Origin of the sequence: Pedobacter africanus, from assembly GCF_900176535.1 — a bacterium.
GTDB classification, from domain to species: Bacteria; Bacteroidota; Bacteroidia; order Sphingobacteriales; family Sphingobacteriaceae; genus Pedobacter; species Pedobacter africanus.
This window is the reverse complement of the sequence record NZ_FWXT01000006.1, coordinates 96,959-114,342: the sequence shown is the minus strand read 5'-3', so window position 1 is coordinate 114,342 and position 17,384 is coordinate 96,959. Positions and strand designations below refer to the sequence as shown.

13 protein-coding genes are annotated in these 17,384 nt (G+C 45.6%); 2 read left to right on the top strand and 11 right to left on the bottom strand.

The window, feature by feature from the left end; all coding sequences use genetic code 11:
- Positions 1-295, top strand: a 295-nt coding sequence (locus B9A91_RS24440; RefSeq protein ID WP_235012674.1) for a hypothetical protein, incomplete at its 5' end; no start/stop codon positions are given.
- Between the two features lie 232 nt (positions 296-527).
- On the opposite strand, the gene uxaC is transcribed toward B9A91_RS24440, so the two are convergent.
- From uxaC to B9A91_RS23835, 5 genes are all read right to left on the bottom strand, one after another.
- Positions 528-1,928, bottom strand: coding sequence for a glucuronate isomerase (gene uxaC / locus B9A91_RS23855; protein ID WP_084241583.1), 1,401 nt, complete (start codon positions 1,926-1,928; stop codon positions 528-530).
- 51 nt (positions 1,929-1,979) lie between these two features.
- Positions 1,980-3,632, bottom strand: a complete 1,653-nt coding sequence (locus B9A91_RS23850; RefSeq protein ID WP_084241582.1) for a UxaA family hydrolase — start codon at positions 3,630-3,632, stop codon at positions 1,980-1,982.
- The gene (locus tag B9A91_RS23845) at positions 3,629-5,146 is read right to left on the bottom strand and encodes a tagaturonate reductase (protein WP_084241581.1); all 1,518 of its coding nucleotides are present in this window, start codon (positions 5,144-5,146) and stop codon (positions 3,629-3,631) included. The genes B9A91_RS23850 and B9A91_RS23845 overlap by 4 nt, the downstream gene beginning before the upstream one ends.
- A gap of 111 nt (positions 5,147-5,257) precedes the next feature.
- Positions 5,258-6,289, bottom strand: a complete 1,032-nt coding sequence (pelA, locus tag B9A91_RS23840) for a pectate lyase (RefSeq protein ID WP_084241580.1) — start codon at positions 6,287-6,289, stop codon at positions 5,258-5,260.
- A 20-nt stretch (positions 6,290-6,309) separates the two neighbouring features.
- Positions 6,310-7,986: a glycoside hydrolase family 28 protein gene (locus tag B9A91_RS23835; RefSeq protein ID WP_084241579.1), complete on the bottom strand. Its 1,677-nt coding sequence runs from the start codon at positions 7,984-7,986 to the stop codon at positions 6,310-6,312.
- 167 nt (positions 7,987-8,153) lie between these two features.
- Here B9A91_RS23835 and B9A91_RS23830 point away from each other — a divergent pair, with 167 nt between their 5' ends.
- Positions 8,154-9,167: a LacI family DNA-binding transcriptional regulator gene (locus B9A91_RS23830; protein ID WP_084241588.1), complete on the top strand. Its 1,014-nt coding sequence runs from the start codon at positions 8,154-8,156 to the stop codon at positions 9,165-9,167.
- On the opposite strand, the gene B9A91_RS23825 is transcribed toward B9A91_RS23830, so the two are convergent.
- From B9A91_RS23825 to B9A91_RS23800, 6 genes are read right to left on the bottom strand one after another with little or no spacing between them, the layout of a single operon-like run.
- Positions 9,150-10,568: a glycoside hydrolase family 28 protein gene (locus B9A91_RS23825; RefSeq protein WP_235012673.1), complete on the bottom strand. Its 1,419-nt coding sequence runs from the start codon at positions 10,566-10,568 to the stop codon at positions 9,150-9,152. The genes B9A91_RS23830 and B9A91_RS23825 overlap by 18 nt on opposite strands.
- Entirely contained in the window at positions 10,568-11,572 is a 1,005-nt protein-coding gene (locus B9A91_RS23820) for a pectinesterase family protein (protein WP_235012672.1), read from the bottom strand. The genes B9A91_RS23825 and B9A91_RS23820 overlap by 1 nt, the downstream gene beginning before the upstream one ends.
- A 13-nt stretch (positions 11,573-11,585) precedes the next feature.
- Positions 11,586-13,235, bottom strand: coding sequence for a glycoside hydrolase family 43 protein (locus B9A91_RS23815; RefSeq protein ID WP_084241577.1), 1,650 nt, complete (start codon positions 13,233-13,235; stop codon positions 11,586-11,588).
- Between the two features lie 11 nt (positions 13,236-13,246).
- Positions 13,247-14,005 carry a rhamnogalacturonan acetylesterase gene (locus B9A91_RS23810; RefSeq protein WP_084241576.1) on the bottom strand — a complete coding sequence of 253 codons (759 nt, stop codon included), beginning with the start codon at positions 14,003-14,005 and terminating at the stop codon, positions 13,247-13,249.
- 13 nt (positions 14,006-14,018) lie between these two features.
- Complete coding sequence (locus B9A91_RS23805) at positions 14,019-15,575, bottom strand: DUF4957 domain-containing protein (RefSeq protein ID WP_235012671.1); 1,557 nt, start codon at positions 15,573-15,575, stop codon at positions 14,019-14,021.
- A 15-nt stretch (positions 15,576-15,590) separates the two neighbouring features.
- Positions 15,591-17,366, bottom strand: a complete 1,776-nt coding sequence (locus B9A91_RS23800) for a RagB/SusD family nutrient uptake outer membrane protein (protein WP_084241574.1) — start codon at positions 17,364-17,366, stop codon at positions 15,591-15,593.
- Between the last annotated feature and the right edge of the window lie 18 nt (positions 17,367-17,384).

Below are 17,384 nucleotides of genomic sequence, written 5' to 3'. Positions count from 1 at the left end.
TTTTTTTAAACTTTTTTTTCTCCCTGTTTTCAATGCCTCTCAGCTCAACAATAAGAAATACAATAACCAAAGCAATCTACTTCTTCATCTCCTCAAATCAACCTTCTCTAATCAACCTCACCGTTTCACTTCCTCCGAAGCGGGTTGCAAAAGTAGAAAAAAAATCATCCCCCGCAAACTATTCACAATACCTTTTCTTAATAAAAAACTTAACTCACTAAATAACAAGAAGAAAAAATTGAAATACTTCAAAAACAAACCCCTCAGCTTATTTGTTCCCAGTCTATTTCAGTAAAGCAAAGGCAAAAAACAGCCAGCCAGCCCCCACTTCATATACACATTCCACTAACTTTCTTCACAAAAAAGTACCCTTTTGTGGATGGCGGCAAAGCAGCCCAGAAAAATGTGAACAGGCAAAATCTAGCTAAAGCATATAGAGCCTCCGGATACCACACAAAAAAAACCATAAAACTTTCACGTCTCATGGGCCAATCTAAAATTAATAAAAAGTAAGTTTACACCAAGTTCTAAAACTTAAAATACGCCTTCGCGTTATTGTAGCAAATATCCTGGATGACTTTTCCAAGCCATTCCCTGTCGTCTGGTAATTCACCCTTTTCTACATCTTCTCCAAACAGGTTGCACAAGATCCTTCTGAAATATTCATGGCGCGGATAAGAAAGAAAACTCCTGGAATCGGTAAGCATCCCTACAAAACGGCTCAAAAGTCCCATATTAGAAAGCGTATTGATCTGTTTAATCATTCCGTCCTTTTGATCGAGGAACCACCAGCCCGAACCCCATTGCACTTTACCGGCAACCGTTCCGTCATTATAGTTACCAATCATGGTAGCCATTAATTCATTGTCGGCAGGGTTAAGGTTATACAATATGGTTTTTGCCAATCGGTTCTGACCGTCCAGATTATTCAGAAAACGTGACAATTGTTTGGCCTGACTAAAATCACCAATCGAATCAAACCCGGTATCCGGTCCCAGCTGAGTCAGCAGTCTGTCGTTGTTATTTCTTAAAGCACCCAGATGGTATTGCTGCACCCAACCCTTTTCGTGGTCCCAAAGTGCAAATTCAAACAGCATCGCCGATTTAAACTTCAGTACTTCTTCTAAGGTCAAGGCGGTATTGCTCCGGATCTTTACAAAGATGACCTTTACTTCTTCAAGGGTATAGTCTTCAGCATAGATCTGTTCCAGTCCGTGATCCGAAACCGTACAGCCATTGGCTGCAAAATAATCATGGCGGGCCTTTAAAGCAGCGAGATAGTCGTCCAGGTTATTGATCCTTGAGCCCGACAACCCTGCAAGCTTATTGATATAAGCATTCAAACCGGAAATATCATCTGCATTCATAGCTTTATCAGGTCTGAAAGCGGGGAAAATTTTAATGTCTACCTCATCGTTTTTAAGTTTCTGATGAAATTCCAGGTTATCCAGTGGATCATCTGTAGTACACAATGTTTTCACATTCATTTTGCGCAGCAGGTTCAGCACAGAATATTCTGGTGTCTGAAGTTTGGCCGTACATTCATTGTAAATGCGCTCGGCGTTGGCGGGCGACAAGACATCGTATACATCAAAATACCTTTGCAGTTCCAGATGGGTCCAGTGGTATAAGGGATTCCTCAAAGTATAAGGAACAGTTTCGGCCCATTTCTTGAACTTTTCGAGATCAGACGCTCCGCCTGTAATATAATATTCATCTATACCGTTGGCACGCATGGCACGCCACTTATAATGGTCGCCATAAAGCCAGGCCTGGGTAATATTCTCAAAATTGATGTCATTTGCCATTTGTTCAGGGATCAAATGGTTATGATAATCTATCACCGGCATCTGTTTGGCAAAATCATGGTACAGCGACTGAGCTGTTTTGCTTTCCAATAAAAAATTCTCGTCTAAAAATTTCTTCATACATTAGTTATATAAGGTATTATGCTCTTCATTCAATATTTTTCAGGTCTCTTATAACGAAACCCCTCTCTTCCATGGAATAAAGTCGTCTTGAACATGGCGCACAGCACTTACCGTGGTTACTCCGCTGGCTACGTCAATCACATAGTTTAAAATTCTGCTCCCAGCCTGCTCTATGGTTTCCTCACCTTCAATAATCGGCCCGGTATCCAGATCGATAATATCACTCATTTTGTTAAACAATTTGGTATTGCTTGATATTTTGACCACGGGTGCAATAGGATTTCCGGTTGGTGTACCCAGTCCGGTTGTAAAAAGCACCACGTTTGCGCCCGAGCCCACTTCCGCTGTGGTAGATTCCACATCGTTTCCAGGCGTGCACAACAGGTTTAGTCCGGGTTTAAATACTTTTTCAGGATAATCCAATACTGCAACTACCGGAGAGGTTCCCCCTTTTTTGGCGGCTCCGGCCGATTTAATGGCATCTGTGATCAGGCCATCCTTAATGTTGCCTGGTGAAGGGTTCATATCAAATCCAGAACCTGCTTCCGTAGCTCTTTTGCTATAGGTTTTCATCAGGTATTCAAAGCGCTCAGCATCTTCCTTATCTACACATCGGTCGCTCAGGTTCTGTTCTACCCCGCAAAGTTCCGGGAATTCAGCAAGGATTACCGATCCCCCCAGTGCAACCAGCAGATCTGACGCGTAACCAATTGCCGGATTGGCAGAAATACCTGAAAAACCATCGGAGCCACCACATTCCAAACCTATACATAATTTACTTAGCGGTGCTGGCTTTCTCTCATTCGCATTGGCCTGGATCAATCCGGCGAAAGTCTGCTTTATGGCCTGGCTTAGCAACTCCGACTCTTTACCTATAGTTTGCTGATCCAGTATATATATAGGTTTATCAAAATTTCTGCTTCTCTTCTCTATTTCTTCCTTAAGGATACTTACCTGAGCATTCTGGCAACCCAGGCTCAGCACTGTTGCTCCTGCTACATTGGGATGGGTAATGTATCCGGCCAGTAATCCGCACAAGGTTTCTGAATCCTGACGGGTACCACCACAGCCACCTGTATGCGTTAAAAACTTGATCCCGTCTACATTGGGGAACATGCGATTCTGTTTTTGGGTTTGCTCCGAATAGGTAAGCTGCGCATTCAGGATTTCACTTACACCGGCTCCTTTTTCATAAAGGGCCATCAGTTCTTTGGCCTGCTGCTGGTAAGTTTCATTTCTTCCATAGCCCAGGTTATTCATCAAGGCTTCCTGTAGTACTTCCAGGTTCCTGTTCTCACAAAAAACCATTGGAATCACCAACCAGTAATTGGCTGTTCCTACTTGCCCGTCGCTACGGTGAAAGCCCAGAAAAGTTTTATCTTTCCAGGCGTCGACATCAGGTTTCTGCCAGTCAACATGCGCATCCGTTGTATTAAATTCTGTCGTTGCGTGTTTGATATTACTTGTAGTGAGGATGGAACCTACCGGAATGTCCATCTGGGCCTTACCTACCAGAACACCATACATGACTACTTTATCTCCGGCGGCCAGGTCGGTAGTCGTAAACTTATGTTTGGCCGGTACATTATCTGTCAGTAAATAAGATTCCCCTTCATAAATCACCTCCTCACCTTTTGCAAGGTCCGAAAGTGCAACCAGCACATTATCTTTTGGATGAACCTTTAATATTCGTTGTTTCATTTTGATATTTGTATTGTTTCTTGTAGCCTGGCTAACGCCTCAGGCATGCCATATTTCAATATGTTGTTGTAATTCTCTTGTACCGTTTCATTAAACCCGCTTAAAGCAGATAGGTCTGTACCCCATACCTTATGGTCGGCCAATACTAAATTTACATAATCCGGGCCGCTTTGCTTTGCTGCATTATAAAAATAGGCTGCCTCATCATCGGTTATTGCATAGACATGACCATTGTAGTTCCCAAAATATTGGTTACCATCTTGTTTATCAGATCTCATGAACAGCAAAAATGCAGCAAAGCCAAAGGCTATATGCGAAGGCACCCTATTGTACAGTTTGTAATAGTTGAGCAGTACAGGCAATATTCTGATCTTCATTTTCATGGTATACTGAAAAGTAATGTTGATCCAGAGGTGTTGAATACTGGGATTAGCAAAGCGATCTATCACAGTATTAGCGAAAGTTACCGCTTCTTGTTCCGGTACATCGTAAGGGATAGCCCCCACAATCTCCTGCATCATCAGTTCATTCACATAGTTCCGCGTTGCCTTATCGTTCATGGCTTTGGTAACCGTATCGATGCCCAACAGGTAAGCAATCCCTGATGTGAGCGTATGCGAACCATTCAGCAAACGCACTTTTAATTCTTTAAATATCTCAATATCGCGCCTAACAATAATGCCATGATCTGCTGCTTCCAGGCCTAAAAGTTCAGTAATATTTTGATCGCCTTCAATGGCCCATAAACGATAGGGTTCTGCCATGATGAGCAGCTGGTCTTTATAGCCCAGCTCTGCTTCCAGCTTTTCGAGTGCAGCATCATCAGGCTTACCAGGCACAATGCGGTCTACCAACGAATTGCAGAAATGGATATTTGCATCCAGCCATTTTACAAATGCCTCATCCAGCTGATTAAATGTAGCAAGCTGGCGCACAATGGCTTCCAGTTTTTTACCGTTATCCGATATCAGCTCGGTTGCAATTACAACCAGTTCACTGTCCTCGCTCTCGCCAAGTGCTTTATAGCGGGCATATAACACCGCCAACAATTTTGCAGGAAATGATGCTGGCACTTTCTCGTGGATCCTTTCTTCAAGCAACTGAATCCCCACTTCCGTGGTATTGGAAACGATGACCTTTAATAAAGGCGATGTCGCAACAGCCAATATCTCTTCCCATTGCTGATCGGCTGTGAGCACACGGCTGATGGCCGAGGAGATGATATTTTCCTCAACAGGTTGCCCGTTCTCAATTCCCCGTACGCATATGGTATATAAACTATCCTGTTCATCAAATTCTGCAGTGCCGCCTTTGCTGGTGGATTTTACCACCACTACCCTGCCGTTAAACAATCCCTTTTTGTTGGCTTTGTCTACAAAGTAATCCGGCAATCCGCGCAACAGCACGCCTGTTCCAAATTGCAGCACTTTTTCGGGGAGGTCAAACAGCCCTTCTTTTGGAAGGTCGAGATCAGCAGGTTCCAGGCCGGCCAAAGCATTTTTTGATAAAGTCATCTTCTTATATATAAGGTCGTAAAACAATTCTACGCAATTATTACTAGTTAAAAACCCTGTTTCAGGGTAATTATTTACGCAAACGTTATCGGTAACGTTTGCGTGAGCGCATTAATTTTTCTTAAGCCAGGCAGGGTATTTTTTTTGCAGTAAAGGTTCGGCCCAGGTGCCGTACCAGGCATAGCCTATGCGTCTTTCCTGTTCAATTTCAGCAACGGTCTTTCTTTTTACACTATCGCGGCCACAAAAAAAAGGCTCATTTGTACCTATATCATAAAAACGCGCCCAAAGTACCGATCCCGGTTTTTTGACCAGCACACGGTCTTTACCCAGCGCCGTACCCTTTGCCTCAACAAAAACAAAATCATAACCCTCTATTTTAGATTTCTCAAACCAGTTTACCGCATTTTTCACTGCATTTACAATGGCAGGCGAAGGCTTTTTTATGCGCATCAGGAATTCGGTAATGCCCACAGATTCCGCACCACTCAGTGAGATCAGTTCGAAAGACCTGGCCTTAGCGGGTTTCAGCGTTTTTTCATCGTATTGTGCACACCATACGGTAGGCGTTCCGTTTACTACCACCTGGGTATTCAGGATACAGTCTATCCCCTTCTGAACCGCAGCTGCAGCTTTGGACTGATAGGTAGCGTTTAACTGATCAAAGTCATTTTTACCTTCCACAATGTCCTGCAAAATGTTCAGCACATTGATCATTGCATTGTCGTTATAGGTGATCTCGCCCCTGTATAGGCTGTGGTCAGGGTAGTATTGCGACCAGCCTCCGTTTTCGTACTGCGACAGCAGCAGGTAATCTACCCCTTTTTGGGCAGCTGCCAGATACCTCGGGTTGTGTTTGTTTTTGGCTGCAGAGACCAGGTACCTGATCTCCTTACTCGTGGCCTTATTGTCTATGGTTGCATCATTGTGCAGGGAATCGGCCTTTATGGTTTTCTTTTCCGTTTCAGAAAGCTGTTTATTGTAATCTACCACAACTTTGCCTACCGCCTTGGGCCAGCCACCTATACTGCGCTGGTAAACTAACATATTTTCGGCTACTGCATCGGTTTCCAAAGTTTGTGCATGCAGCTTTACAGGCCCCAGGCCCAGGTAAAAGAAACAAATCAGAACAAATAATTTCATATACAATAGTTTAATTGATGTTATTTTTCGATACTTAAAACAGAACTTGCAACACCTGCTCCGAATTCAACAGGAGTTTTGGCTTTGGTTGTATCCGTGCCCGACAAACTGATGCTGCTGTTCCTGTTGCCATTTATATCCAGCAACAGACCGGCATTGGTATACATTAATCGCTCCAGTTTTATGGCATTGCCGTTCATAATACTGACAAGTGGACTGGCATTGTCTACATCCAGGCGGATGTCTGACAAGCGGATATTTTTTGCTTCCTGTATATCCAAGCCTTCTTTGGCCTTTATAGTTAAATTGTCCAGGTAAATATCACTGATGTTCATTTCGGGTAGCCCCCTTATAAAGACTGCCTTGGCAGCACCATCGCATACCACGTTGTTGATGTAGAACTTTCTGAACACAGGTGTGGCTGCTGTAACCGGCAGCAGTTCTACCTTTGGTGCATCTCTTTTTTCACCTGTCAGCGGTACGGGATCTACCGCCGCATAATACATATCAAAAAGAATGGCTTCGCCCGGAATGTCTTTCATGTTGATGTTCCTTGCATGGATGTTTTCTACGACGCCACCACGTCCTCTTGCAGTTTTGAAACGCAGGCCAATATCGGTGCCGATGAAGGTACAGTCGGACACAAAGATGTTCCTTGCCCCGCCAGACATTTCGCTGCCTATTACAAAGCCGCCATGGGCATGATATACGGTGCTGTTCCGGACAATTACATTTTCTGTAGGTAAGCCACGCTTACGGCCGGCCTCATCACGACCGGATTTAATGCAGATGCCATCATCGCCTACGTCGAACGTACTGTCTTCTATCAAAACATTTTTACAGGACTCTATGTCTATCCCGTCCCCGTTTTGTGCATACCAGGGATTTTTCACATGTACATTCCTCAGTACAAGATCTTCCGACATCAGGGGGTGCAGGTTCCAGGCGGGCGAATTCTGGAAAGTAACACCTTCCAGCAATATACGCTTACAACGGTTCAGTACCACCATATTGGGTCTCAGAAAATCTTTGATCGAGGCATAATAAGCTGCATCCTTTTCATTGGAGATCAATCCCGGATGCTTCATTTTAGAGGCTTTATAGGACTGCTCCGAAGGATACCAGCTCTTTTTGTCCGCTGCAACTACCCCACCCGAAGCGATCAGCTTTTTCCATTGGCTTTCGGTTAATTTTTCTTTCTTCACCATCCGCCAGGCCTCACCTGCACCATCAATAATGCCATAACCTGTTATGGCTATATTTTCCTGGTTATTGGCCCATATTGGCGATTGGTTCCGCATCTGCGGCAGCCCCTCCCAATTACCTTCTACAAGGGGGTACTGGTCAAAATCACTTGTAAACTGCAGCAAAGCATTCTTTTTAAGATGCAGGTTCACGTTGCTTTTCAATTCAACAGGCCCTGTAATCCAGAAACCTTCAGGGATAACCACCACACCGCCACCCTTTTTGCTGCACGCCACAATGGCCTGGTTAATGCTCAGGGTATTCAGGCTTCTCCCATCGTTCTTTGCACCGTATTTCAAGATGCTGATCGTATCCTTTTTAAATGCGGTCTTCGCTACCACGGGGAGGTTATCAAAAGAGTAGGGCTTTTTTACCCCTTTTTGTTGTGCCTGGGTATAACCTGATAAGAGAAATAACGGAACGCTCAATATAATGGCTACAGCTTTGTTCATGCCTGAAATAAAAAATTAAACCTGATAGGATTATCAAAACAAGTCTACATAGTTTTAGATAAGATTGGAACAAAAAGGCTTAAAATAACTGTGCAATCGTTGCCGGCAATGAGAAATATCTGCTATTATTGTATAATAAAGAAAGCGGCATCCGATCCAGCAAGCTTATGTTTGAACCACCCACCTTAAAAGACATCGCCAGGGCCCTGGGCCTTTCCACTTCAACGGTTTCAAGGGCCTTAAGGGATACTTACGAGATCAGTGCAAAAACAAAGAAACTGGTATTGGAATATGCCGAAAAAATAAACTACCAGCCCAATCCCAATGCTTTGAGCCTGAAAGAAAGGCGCAGCAAATCTATTGGTGTGGTGGTCAGCGAAGTGGCCAACCATTACTTTTCGCAGGCCATTAGCGGCATAGAATCTATTGCGTACGATAAAGGGTATCACGTTATCATTACACAAACTCATGAATCCTATGCCCGTGAAAAGATAAACGTACAGCACCTGGCCTCGCGTTCCGTAGATGGCCTGCTGGTTTCCTTATCTGCCGAAACAGAAGACACCTCCCATTTAAAACACCTGCATAATCAGGGCTTGCCCATGGTATTCTTTGACCGTGTACCCGGCGATATCGAAACCCATAAAATAACTGCCAACAATGAACAGGGTGCATTCGATGCCACAGCCCTGCTGATCCGGTCGGGCCACAGGAAAATTGCTCACCTGACCAGTTCCCCGCAGCTGTCTATCAGCATTGAACGCCTGCGGGGCTATGCTTTAGCATTGGATCAGCATGGTATTCCATGGCGTAAAGAATACGTTAAACACTGTATACATGGGGGCATGTTCCCCGAAGAAACAGAACAGGCAGTTAAGGAATTGATGGCGCTGAAGGATAAACCCGATGCGATATTTATTGCCGGCGACCGCCTTTCTATCGGTTGCCTGGAGGTACTTAAAAAACTGAACATCAGTGTTCCCGATCAAATCGCCGTTGCAGGTTTCAGCAATTCAGATGTACTGGACCTTTTCGGATATCCCATCAGTTCCGTAAGGCAGCCCGCTTTTGAAATGGGCGAAAAAGCCACAGAAATGCTGCTACAGCTGATTGAAAGCAAATACCCAGTAACAGACTTCGAACACCGGGTAATAGACACAGAATTATTTATCAGGAAATAAACCTTTAACCAAACTGCCGTTAATGCTAACGTTCTCCAGTTTAAGCTGTTTAACGTGGTCTGCTTTTACCGGTGTTTTTACTCCCCGTATGTTACAGTTTACCATTCTCAGGTTTTCTACCGGCGATTCCTGATAGGCATGGATAAAAAGGCCATAATCGCCGCCTTTTTCCACATCCAGGTTTTCTACCCAGATGTTCCTGATTATCGGCATAAATTTGCCTGCTTGTTCGTAAAACATGTTACAGGTTACCGCAGCATCGCGATAGGCACCTACCCTGATGTCTTTCATGAAAACATTTTCTATAATGCCACCCCTGCTCGAACTGGTTTTCAGTCTCAGCACCCTGTCCAGGTTTGGACTATCCATAATACAGTTAACGGCAAAGATATTCCTGGCCCCTCCTGATATCTCGCTGCCGATCACCACACCACCATGACCGTCCTTCATTTCGCAGCCTTCAATGATATGGTTTTCTGCAGGTTTTGCAATGCGCCTTCCATCATGGTCCCTGCCGGATTTGATGGCAATACAATCGTCTCCGGTATCAAAATAACAATTCCGGATCAGCACATTTTTGCAGGACTCAGGATCAACGCCATCTGTGTTGGGGCCGTGCGAAGTGATCCTCAGGTTTTCTACAGTTACATTTTCGCACAATACCGGGTTCACGTTCCACATGGGCGAATTGATCATTTTAACATCTGCTATACGGATGTTATTGCAGCTATAAAGTTGTATGAAATTGGGACGTAAAAAATCCCCATCACCAAAAATCCGCTTTTTAGGTGCTGTTTCCTTCCAGTTCATTTCCTGCAGGCGGGCCCTGGCCCCGGTTTGTTTGGAAGGTCGTACTGCATTCCAGGAATACCAGTTATCATAGTTTGCACCACCATCAAGGATACCTTTACCTGTAATAGCAATGTTGTTTTGTCCGTAAGCATAGATGAGCGCAGAGTAGTTCATCAGTTCCATTCCCTCCCAACGCCCGAACACAATAGGATAATGCGTAGGGTTTGCACTGAAGGTAATTTTTGCACTGTCGGCCAGGTGTAGGTTCACGTTGCTTTTAAGATGGACGGCACCGGTTAAAAAGTTACCAAGCGGCACCAGAACCCTGCCGCCGCCACTTTTGGCACAGGCGGCAATCGCTTTTTTAAAGGCCTCAGTGTTCAGGGTTTTCCCATCGCCTATGGCCCCGTATTTTGTAACCGGAAAATCCCTTTTTGGGAAAACCGGGGCTTTGATCAGCTTCCGCACTGCCGCCATTTCAGTTAAAGGCTGTGCAGTTTTGGTCCATACCCTGGCCGGCGACTGACCATTTGCGTTAAAGAATACGGTTGTACATACAAAAACAAGGGTGCTTAAGTGTTGAAATAAGGTTTTATGCGTCATCATCATCAATTTAATGGCTTCCAGTTATCCTGGCCACCGAGTACATTTTTTAGAGTATATAATTTTGCCTGGCTGGCAGTAAGCCGGTGCGACCAGGCCACACGTGATTTCGTGCCGGCCCCCTCGCCCCTGTTTCCAAACTCGGCATAGTATGCTGTTTTTTCCTTATCGGGAAACATGGCGTCACCTTTCCAGGGGTTCCATCCCTCGGCAGTGATGTGCCCGCCTAGGTCGCAATTCAGGAACACTGTTTTGGCATAGGGCCTCCAGGGCCTGCCCAGGTAAACCTTGGTTGCTTTTTCTGCGGCCGTCAGCCTGCAATCCTGAAATACAAAACCATATTTCTGGTTGGCTGTTGTTGAAGCGGCAGTAATGTAGGAACTGCTCAGGCTGTGAATGGTACAATGCAGAAAAAATGCTGTGGCCTGCCCGAAAATAAAATCTGTTGTACCTTCAATATAACAATTCAGATAAAATTGCCTGCTTTGCGCTTTGGTGGCATACAGCGTATCCTGATACCCCAGCATTTTACAGTTCTTTGCCACAAAACGATCACCCTCTGCATGCAAAGCAACGGCTTGTCCTACCGGTCCAGCGGTGTTGGCAATGGTCAGGTTTTCCAAAACCACGTCATTTCCCTGTACCAGTACAGTATAGGAATTGAAAGTTCCAAACTTGTCCCTACCGGTCTCGTCCCTACCCCCGGGATACGGCTTACCAGAAAAATCGGCATTGCTGATGACGGTCAGGTCCCTGTCTTCCCCTACCAGGGAAATATTGGTTTTCCATGACGGAATGACCAGTTTTTCGGGATAAGTACCTTTTCTGATATAAATCCTTATCCGCTCCTGCCCCAGGTCCCTCACCGAATTGATCGCCTCCTGGATGCATTTAAAATCACCACTTCCATCGGCAGCAACGGTTATCTCTTTGGGAAAAGCTGCAACCTGTGCCATTGATACCCCGCTGGTACCGATAAGAAAAAGCAAAATCAGAAATTTCATCTTCATTTTTACGTAGGTTTTAGTGAATTGGTTCAACACGGAACCAGTCGAAGTCTGCATAGCCCGAATCGTTTATTTTGGTTTCCCTGCTGCAGAAAAGTCCCATTTTAGCGCCGATCCATTGTCCGGGCTCTGCCTGAAAAGTATCTCCTGCAGGTTCAAATTTCATGCCGTCAAGGCTATAAAAGAAATTGCAAATGCCATTCTTTCTCACGCTTAGCCTTAGAAAAAGTTGTGCCGCCTTTAATTTTGTCAGGGCGTTTTCAGTTTCGGGCCTTCCTTTAGCAGCAGCTTCACATACCGTATAAACCAGGAAATTCCCTTCCTTCTTCCGTTTAATGGCCAAGCTGGCATAGCTTTGTCCCATAACAATCAGGCCCGCTTTCTCATTTTCTATCTTTTCATTGGGTGAAAATGTGAGCTTTACAGTCGCCATAAATTCATCCGCAGGAAACTTCTGCATCAGGATATTGGGCAGTTCCCAGTAATTCCTGGCACCTTCAGGCAGCTGGTCCGAATACAACCTCAATACCCCTTTCTGCGCATGCATAAAAGCCCATACAGGCTTAGGGTTTGCCTGCCATTGCCATTGCAGGCCCAGGGTAGGGCCATTAAATTCGTCGCTTTCGGCAGGAGAACAAGGCGCGTACTGCTTACCTGCATTTGGCTTACGGTATACCAGTACAGGCTCACCTTTGCCATCGCCATCTTTATCGAGACCGATAACCGGCCAGTCGTTTATCCACTTCATGGGCTGAAGATGCACTACACGGCCATAAACACCCTTGTCCTGAAAATGCAGGAACCAGTCTTCGCCTGTCTGGGTATTTACCCATGCCCCCTGGTGCGGCCCGTTTACTGGGCCACTGCCCTGGTCCATCACCACTTTTCGCTCGTAGGGCCCATAGATGTGCTTTGAGCGCAAGACCAATTGCCAGCCTGTGGCCACCCCACCTGCCGGGGCAAAAATGTAGTAAAAGCCATTCCGTTTATAGAATTTTGGCCCCTCTACAGTCGGATCGGTTTCATGGCCATCATAAACCAGTACGCCCTCATCCAGTGTTTTTGTGCCTTCAGGGTTCAGCAGTTTTACAGCCAGCACACTTTTTATCCCGGCACGACTACCCGCATAAGCGTAAATGAGGTAATTACGGCCATCATCGTCCCATAAAGGGCAGGGATCAATCAGGCCCTTTCCTGCTTCTACCAGTTCTGGCTCCGACCATGGCCCGGCCGGATGTTTGGCCTTTGTGAGGTAAATACCGAAATCGGGGTCCGGATAATAGATGTAATAAGTTTTATTGTGGTAGCGGATAGCAGGTGCCCAAACCCCATTGCCATGCTGCGTTTTTGAAAAATGGTCAAAAGGAGGCTGTCGTTTCAGCGCATGTCCAATAAGCTGCCAGTTCACCAGGTCTTTGGAATGCAGTACTGGAAGCCCGGGAACAGCATCAAAACTGGAAGCGACCATGTAAAAATCATCACCAACACGAACGGCATCAGGATCGGAGTAATCTGCGTTCAGTACCGGGTTTTTGTAGGTACCGTTCCCAAGATCGGCCCGCCATACCTTTGATACATACCTTTCTGTTACAGGCTGCTGTGCAAAAGTACCATAAACGATAAGACACAAGATCGCAATGAAAAATAAATGACGGTTGCTGTTCATTAAATGCTTTACTACGGTTTAACAATCTTTCCGGCCAGTTCAGGTTCCAGTCTTCTGATCTCCTGCAAAACCAGTTCTGCTATTCTTCTGGCCCCCAGCTCATTAAAATGGGTATTGTCATCAATCCCCGCCGGATAGTTGGGGTTTTGTCCGGGTTCCAGTTTATTGAAAAGCAATTTAGAATTTTCAACGCCAAACTGCTGCAGCAGGGCCATACTTTTTTTATCCAGATCAATCAGCGCTATTCCCTTTTTCCGGGCTACGTCCCTCACAATCTGCGAGTAACGTTCATGAGTTTCCTGTACCTTTCCAGTTGTATCAAAACTGCGTCTGGCCACCGGGGTAAGCAAAATAGGGGTAGAATGGGCCTCTAAAGTTTCATTTACATACTGAAGCAGGTTCGCTTTAAACTCTGCTTCAGTAGTATAGGTAGGTTTTGTTTTTACTTCATCGTTATGGCCAAACTGTATCAGCACATAATCACCTCGCCTTAAACTGTCCTTTACCGCTTTCCAGCGCCCTTCGTTTATAAAAGACCGCGTACTGCGCCCATTCTGGGCACGGTTCTCGACCACTACCGATTGGTCAAAAAAATAGGTAAAAGGCATTCCCCATCCCGTTTCCGGATATTTGGAACTGGGTTTTATAGACATGGTCGAATCGCCGACCAGGTATACCCTGATCTTCTTTTCGTCCCCAAACCTGAAAGCCAGCACTGCAAAGGTAACCAAAAATGAGAGCACAATCAGGTAGTTTTGTTTATTTTTCATCCATTCACAAAATCTATCTCCATCTTGGGTCACCTATCCCATTCAGTTTCAGGTCACCGTTGGTCAGTGTAAAATTCCCATCTGCAGGGGCCACAAAGCCAGGGTTCAGTTGGGTAAAGCTACCTGTATCATTTTTGACAGTGCCTGTTCCAGCTGTATAATTTGGCGCATTGAAATAATTATTGCCCACAAAATTGGCAGTCACAATATTGGTAGCTGTCTGGTTGGTAAGTATCCCACCCGAATTGGCCACAATATTTTTGCTGAAGTAAATCTCATGTCGGGTCAGGCGTACATACAATATCCGGTTACTGGCCCCATTGCAAATGGCATTAAATGTATTGTTTGCTATAGTGATTACTGAAGTAATGCTTGGAAAATTGGTCGAGCCCGCAGGATCCATCCTGAATAGGTCCCTTGCCAGGGCCGAATTGTATACAGTATTGTTCTGGAAGGTAAGTGTCTTGGCCAGGCCACTCCGGAAATCTATGAAATCACCGCCATTGCACTCTATGCCGTTGATCACATTGCCTTTAAATGTTACAGATTCGATCAGGGCCTTCAGGTTCACATACACCAATCCTTTTACATATTTTCTGATCACACAACTTTCAACAGAAAGGTTACCATAAGCATTGTCTGAAGCCTCATCGTAAATGATGGCCTGGTTGCCGTTCAGCGCAGTTGTTCCATCCAGTACAAGGTCTTTGAGTGTCAGTCCCGCATTGCCCTTTACCCTAAGGATCAAACCATTGACCACAGGTTTATCGGCAGGTTTGGCCCCTTTGATCGAAATCGATTTGTTAAGGCTAATGTCTGCATTAATGTTATAAGTTCCCGGAAGGAGGGCAAAAACATCACCGGCCTTTGCATTGGTGATCAGGGCCGCCAGGTCATCCGAAGGCGAAACCGCTGTGGCCCCGCCCAGGTCCAGCAAAGTGGTAAAGGTAATGGTACCTCTTACTTTGGTACCGTTCATGAGCTTGGCGGTATATAACGTCTCACCGGTAAGTCCGGCAATGGTAGCACTGCCTGCTGTAATTTCAGCTGGTGTAACGGCATGGGTAATGTTACCCGGTGAAACGATAATGCTGGTCGCTGTTTCACCTGCGGGCCAGTTCAGGATCACCGCGTTTGCTGTTAATTTGGCTGGGTCTACAGCCTGGAAGATCTGCTCTGCATCGGTTGTAAAAGTTGCAGTTACCCATTTCGAATCGGCTACGCCATCGCCGACGGCCTTTACCCTTACGGCATATTGTGTGGCACCCCCCAGACCGGTAATGGTATAAGGCAATTTGTCGAACGTCACATTGCTTACAGATTTGAAAGAGGTACCAGAAAAATCTGTATTTTCAAAAATCTCAATAGTATAGGAGCTTGCGTTGTTTACTGCTTTCCAGTCCAGCCGCAGGCCGGTTTGGTTTACTACCCGCGCATCCAGTCCTGTAGGCGAAAATGCGCGGTCTACTTTTAGCGTAGTGATCTCGGTCAGCTCATCCTTTTTACAGCCCGAAAAACAGGCCAGGGCCATAAGCAGGACAAAACTAATTTTAATATTGCTGATATTCATATCCGTATGAATTTGTTATTTCAGGTTATCGTTATTTAACATTTTATTGGATGTCTCAATAAAATACAGCCATATTGGCCAGAACTGTTGCTTATTGGGATCATTCCTGTACAGGGCATCCCAATAGCTTACTGCATCCCCTGTTGAGGCCATGGTCCAGGTCTTATTGGAAGTATAGCCTAACGCCAGTCCCTGGGCATCTGTATCACCAAAGTTTAATCCGTAAATGTCAACAGTCTCCCCATCGGCAGCTGTTTTGTAATAAATTTTAGTGGGTAAAGCCGCATATTTTCCCTGTCTGGTTTCCAGCAACCTCAGCTTTTCTTTTACTTCGGCCAGCTTGGCAGCCAAAAGGTTCCAGCGGATCAGATCAGCTTTCCTTAGCATCTCGCCGGTAAACTCCAGCGCCCTTTCATTGACAATAGCATCAAAAAACGCAGCTTTTGAGGCAGTTGCTGTGGCCATAAATGTGGTAACTTTGGCCGGATTGTTCGGGAAGGCCCTGTCGCGGATCATTTTCAGGTAAGGGGCTGCCGCTGCCGGTCCATCCAGCTCATTGATAGCTTCCGCAGCCATCAGCACAACATCCGCATAACGCATATACATCCAGTTCAAGCCATCATCGTTTGTCGAAGTTACTTTCCGTTTCATCCATTCGTAACGGTATTTACCAAAATAGAGCCTTCCCAAAGCAGACGGCACCTGTATGCCGTTTGTCCATTCGTAAGGGGTTATGGTAACGGCCCTGCGCACATCATCTTTATCATATTCGTATAACATCACCGGATTTGGCCCGTTGGTACCGCCCTTGTTCTGCCCGGTATATTTGTCTACCGTAGTATGTTTTACGCCCAGGTCAAAGATCACCCTGCCCCTGCCTTCGCTAAAAGGGATTTCCCACATAGATTCCTGTCCGGCTGCCGTACTTTCTTCGTTCAGCTTCCTGAATACCTCTTCAAAACCCAGCAGCTTTAATCTTCCGCTGACAATGATGTCCATACATTCCTTTTTGGCTATACCATACATTTTTTCGCGTGAAAGTTCCGGATCATTGCTTAACCGTACGGTTTTATCGAGGCGCTGGGCATATCCGCCTGCAGCCAGGGCAAGCCTTGCCCTAAGGCCTTTTGCAAATGCCTTGTTTACCCGTTCCACACTGGTGGTCAGTGCCGATTCGTTAGGCCATGGCAAATAACCGGCTGCTTCGTCCAGATCGGCCAGCAACTGTTTGTAGATCACGTCCCTGTCGTTTCTTGGCAAATAAGAAGTTGCCGTAGTAATGGGTTCAAAGCGTGCAGGTACATCGCCCCATCCCTTGATCAGGTCATTGTACAATACGGCACGCAGGGTCAGCACTTCGCCCAGGATCTGGGCAAGTTCCGCATTGCTCTCTACCTTCCCATAAGCCCTTAAACCTCTGATGGCCAGGTTTGCCCGCTCAATTCCCTCATAAAACTTCGCCCAGGCATTGTCGCTGGTATTCATCTGCCCATTGTTTTCGTTCGTGTTGTAATTGGACAAGCGGGCTTTATCGTCGTCAACAGATTTCAGCGTGTTGTATACTTCTGCATCGGTATTTATGCCATAATAAACCAGGAACCTGCCCCTGTAAGAGTTGGTTTCGCCGAACGATTGCAATATCCCTGCTACAGCGCCCCTGGCCAGACTAGGGGTAGAGAAAATCACCGATTCATCCAGTGAAGACTTAGAGGGTGCATCCAGCACATGCTTACAGCTGCAAAATATAGTCAGACCTGTAAGTATTGCTATAATATTGAAAATCCTTTTCATTGTATTGAATTTAACAGT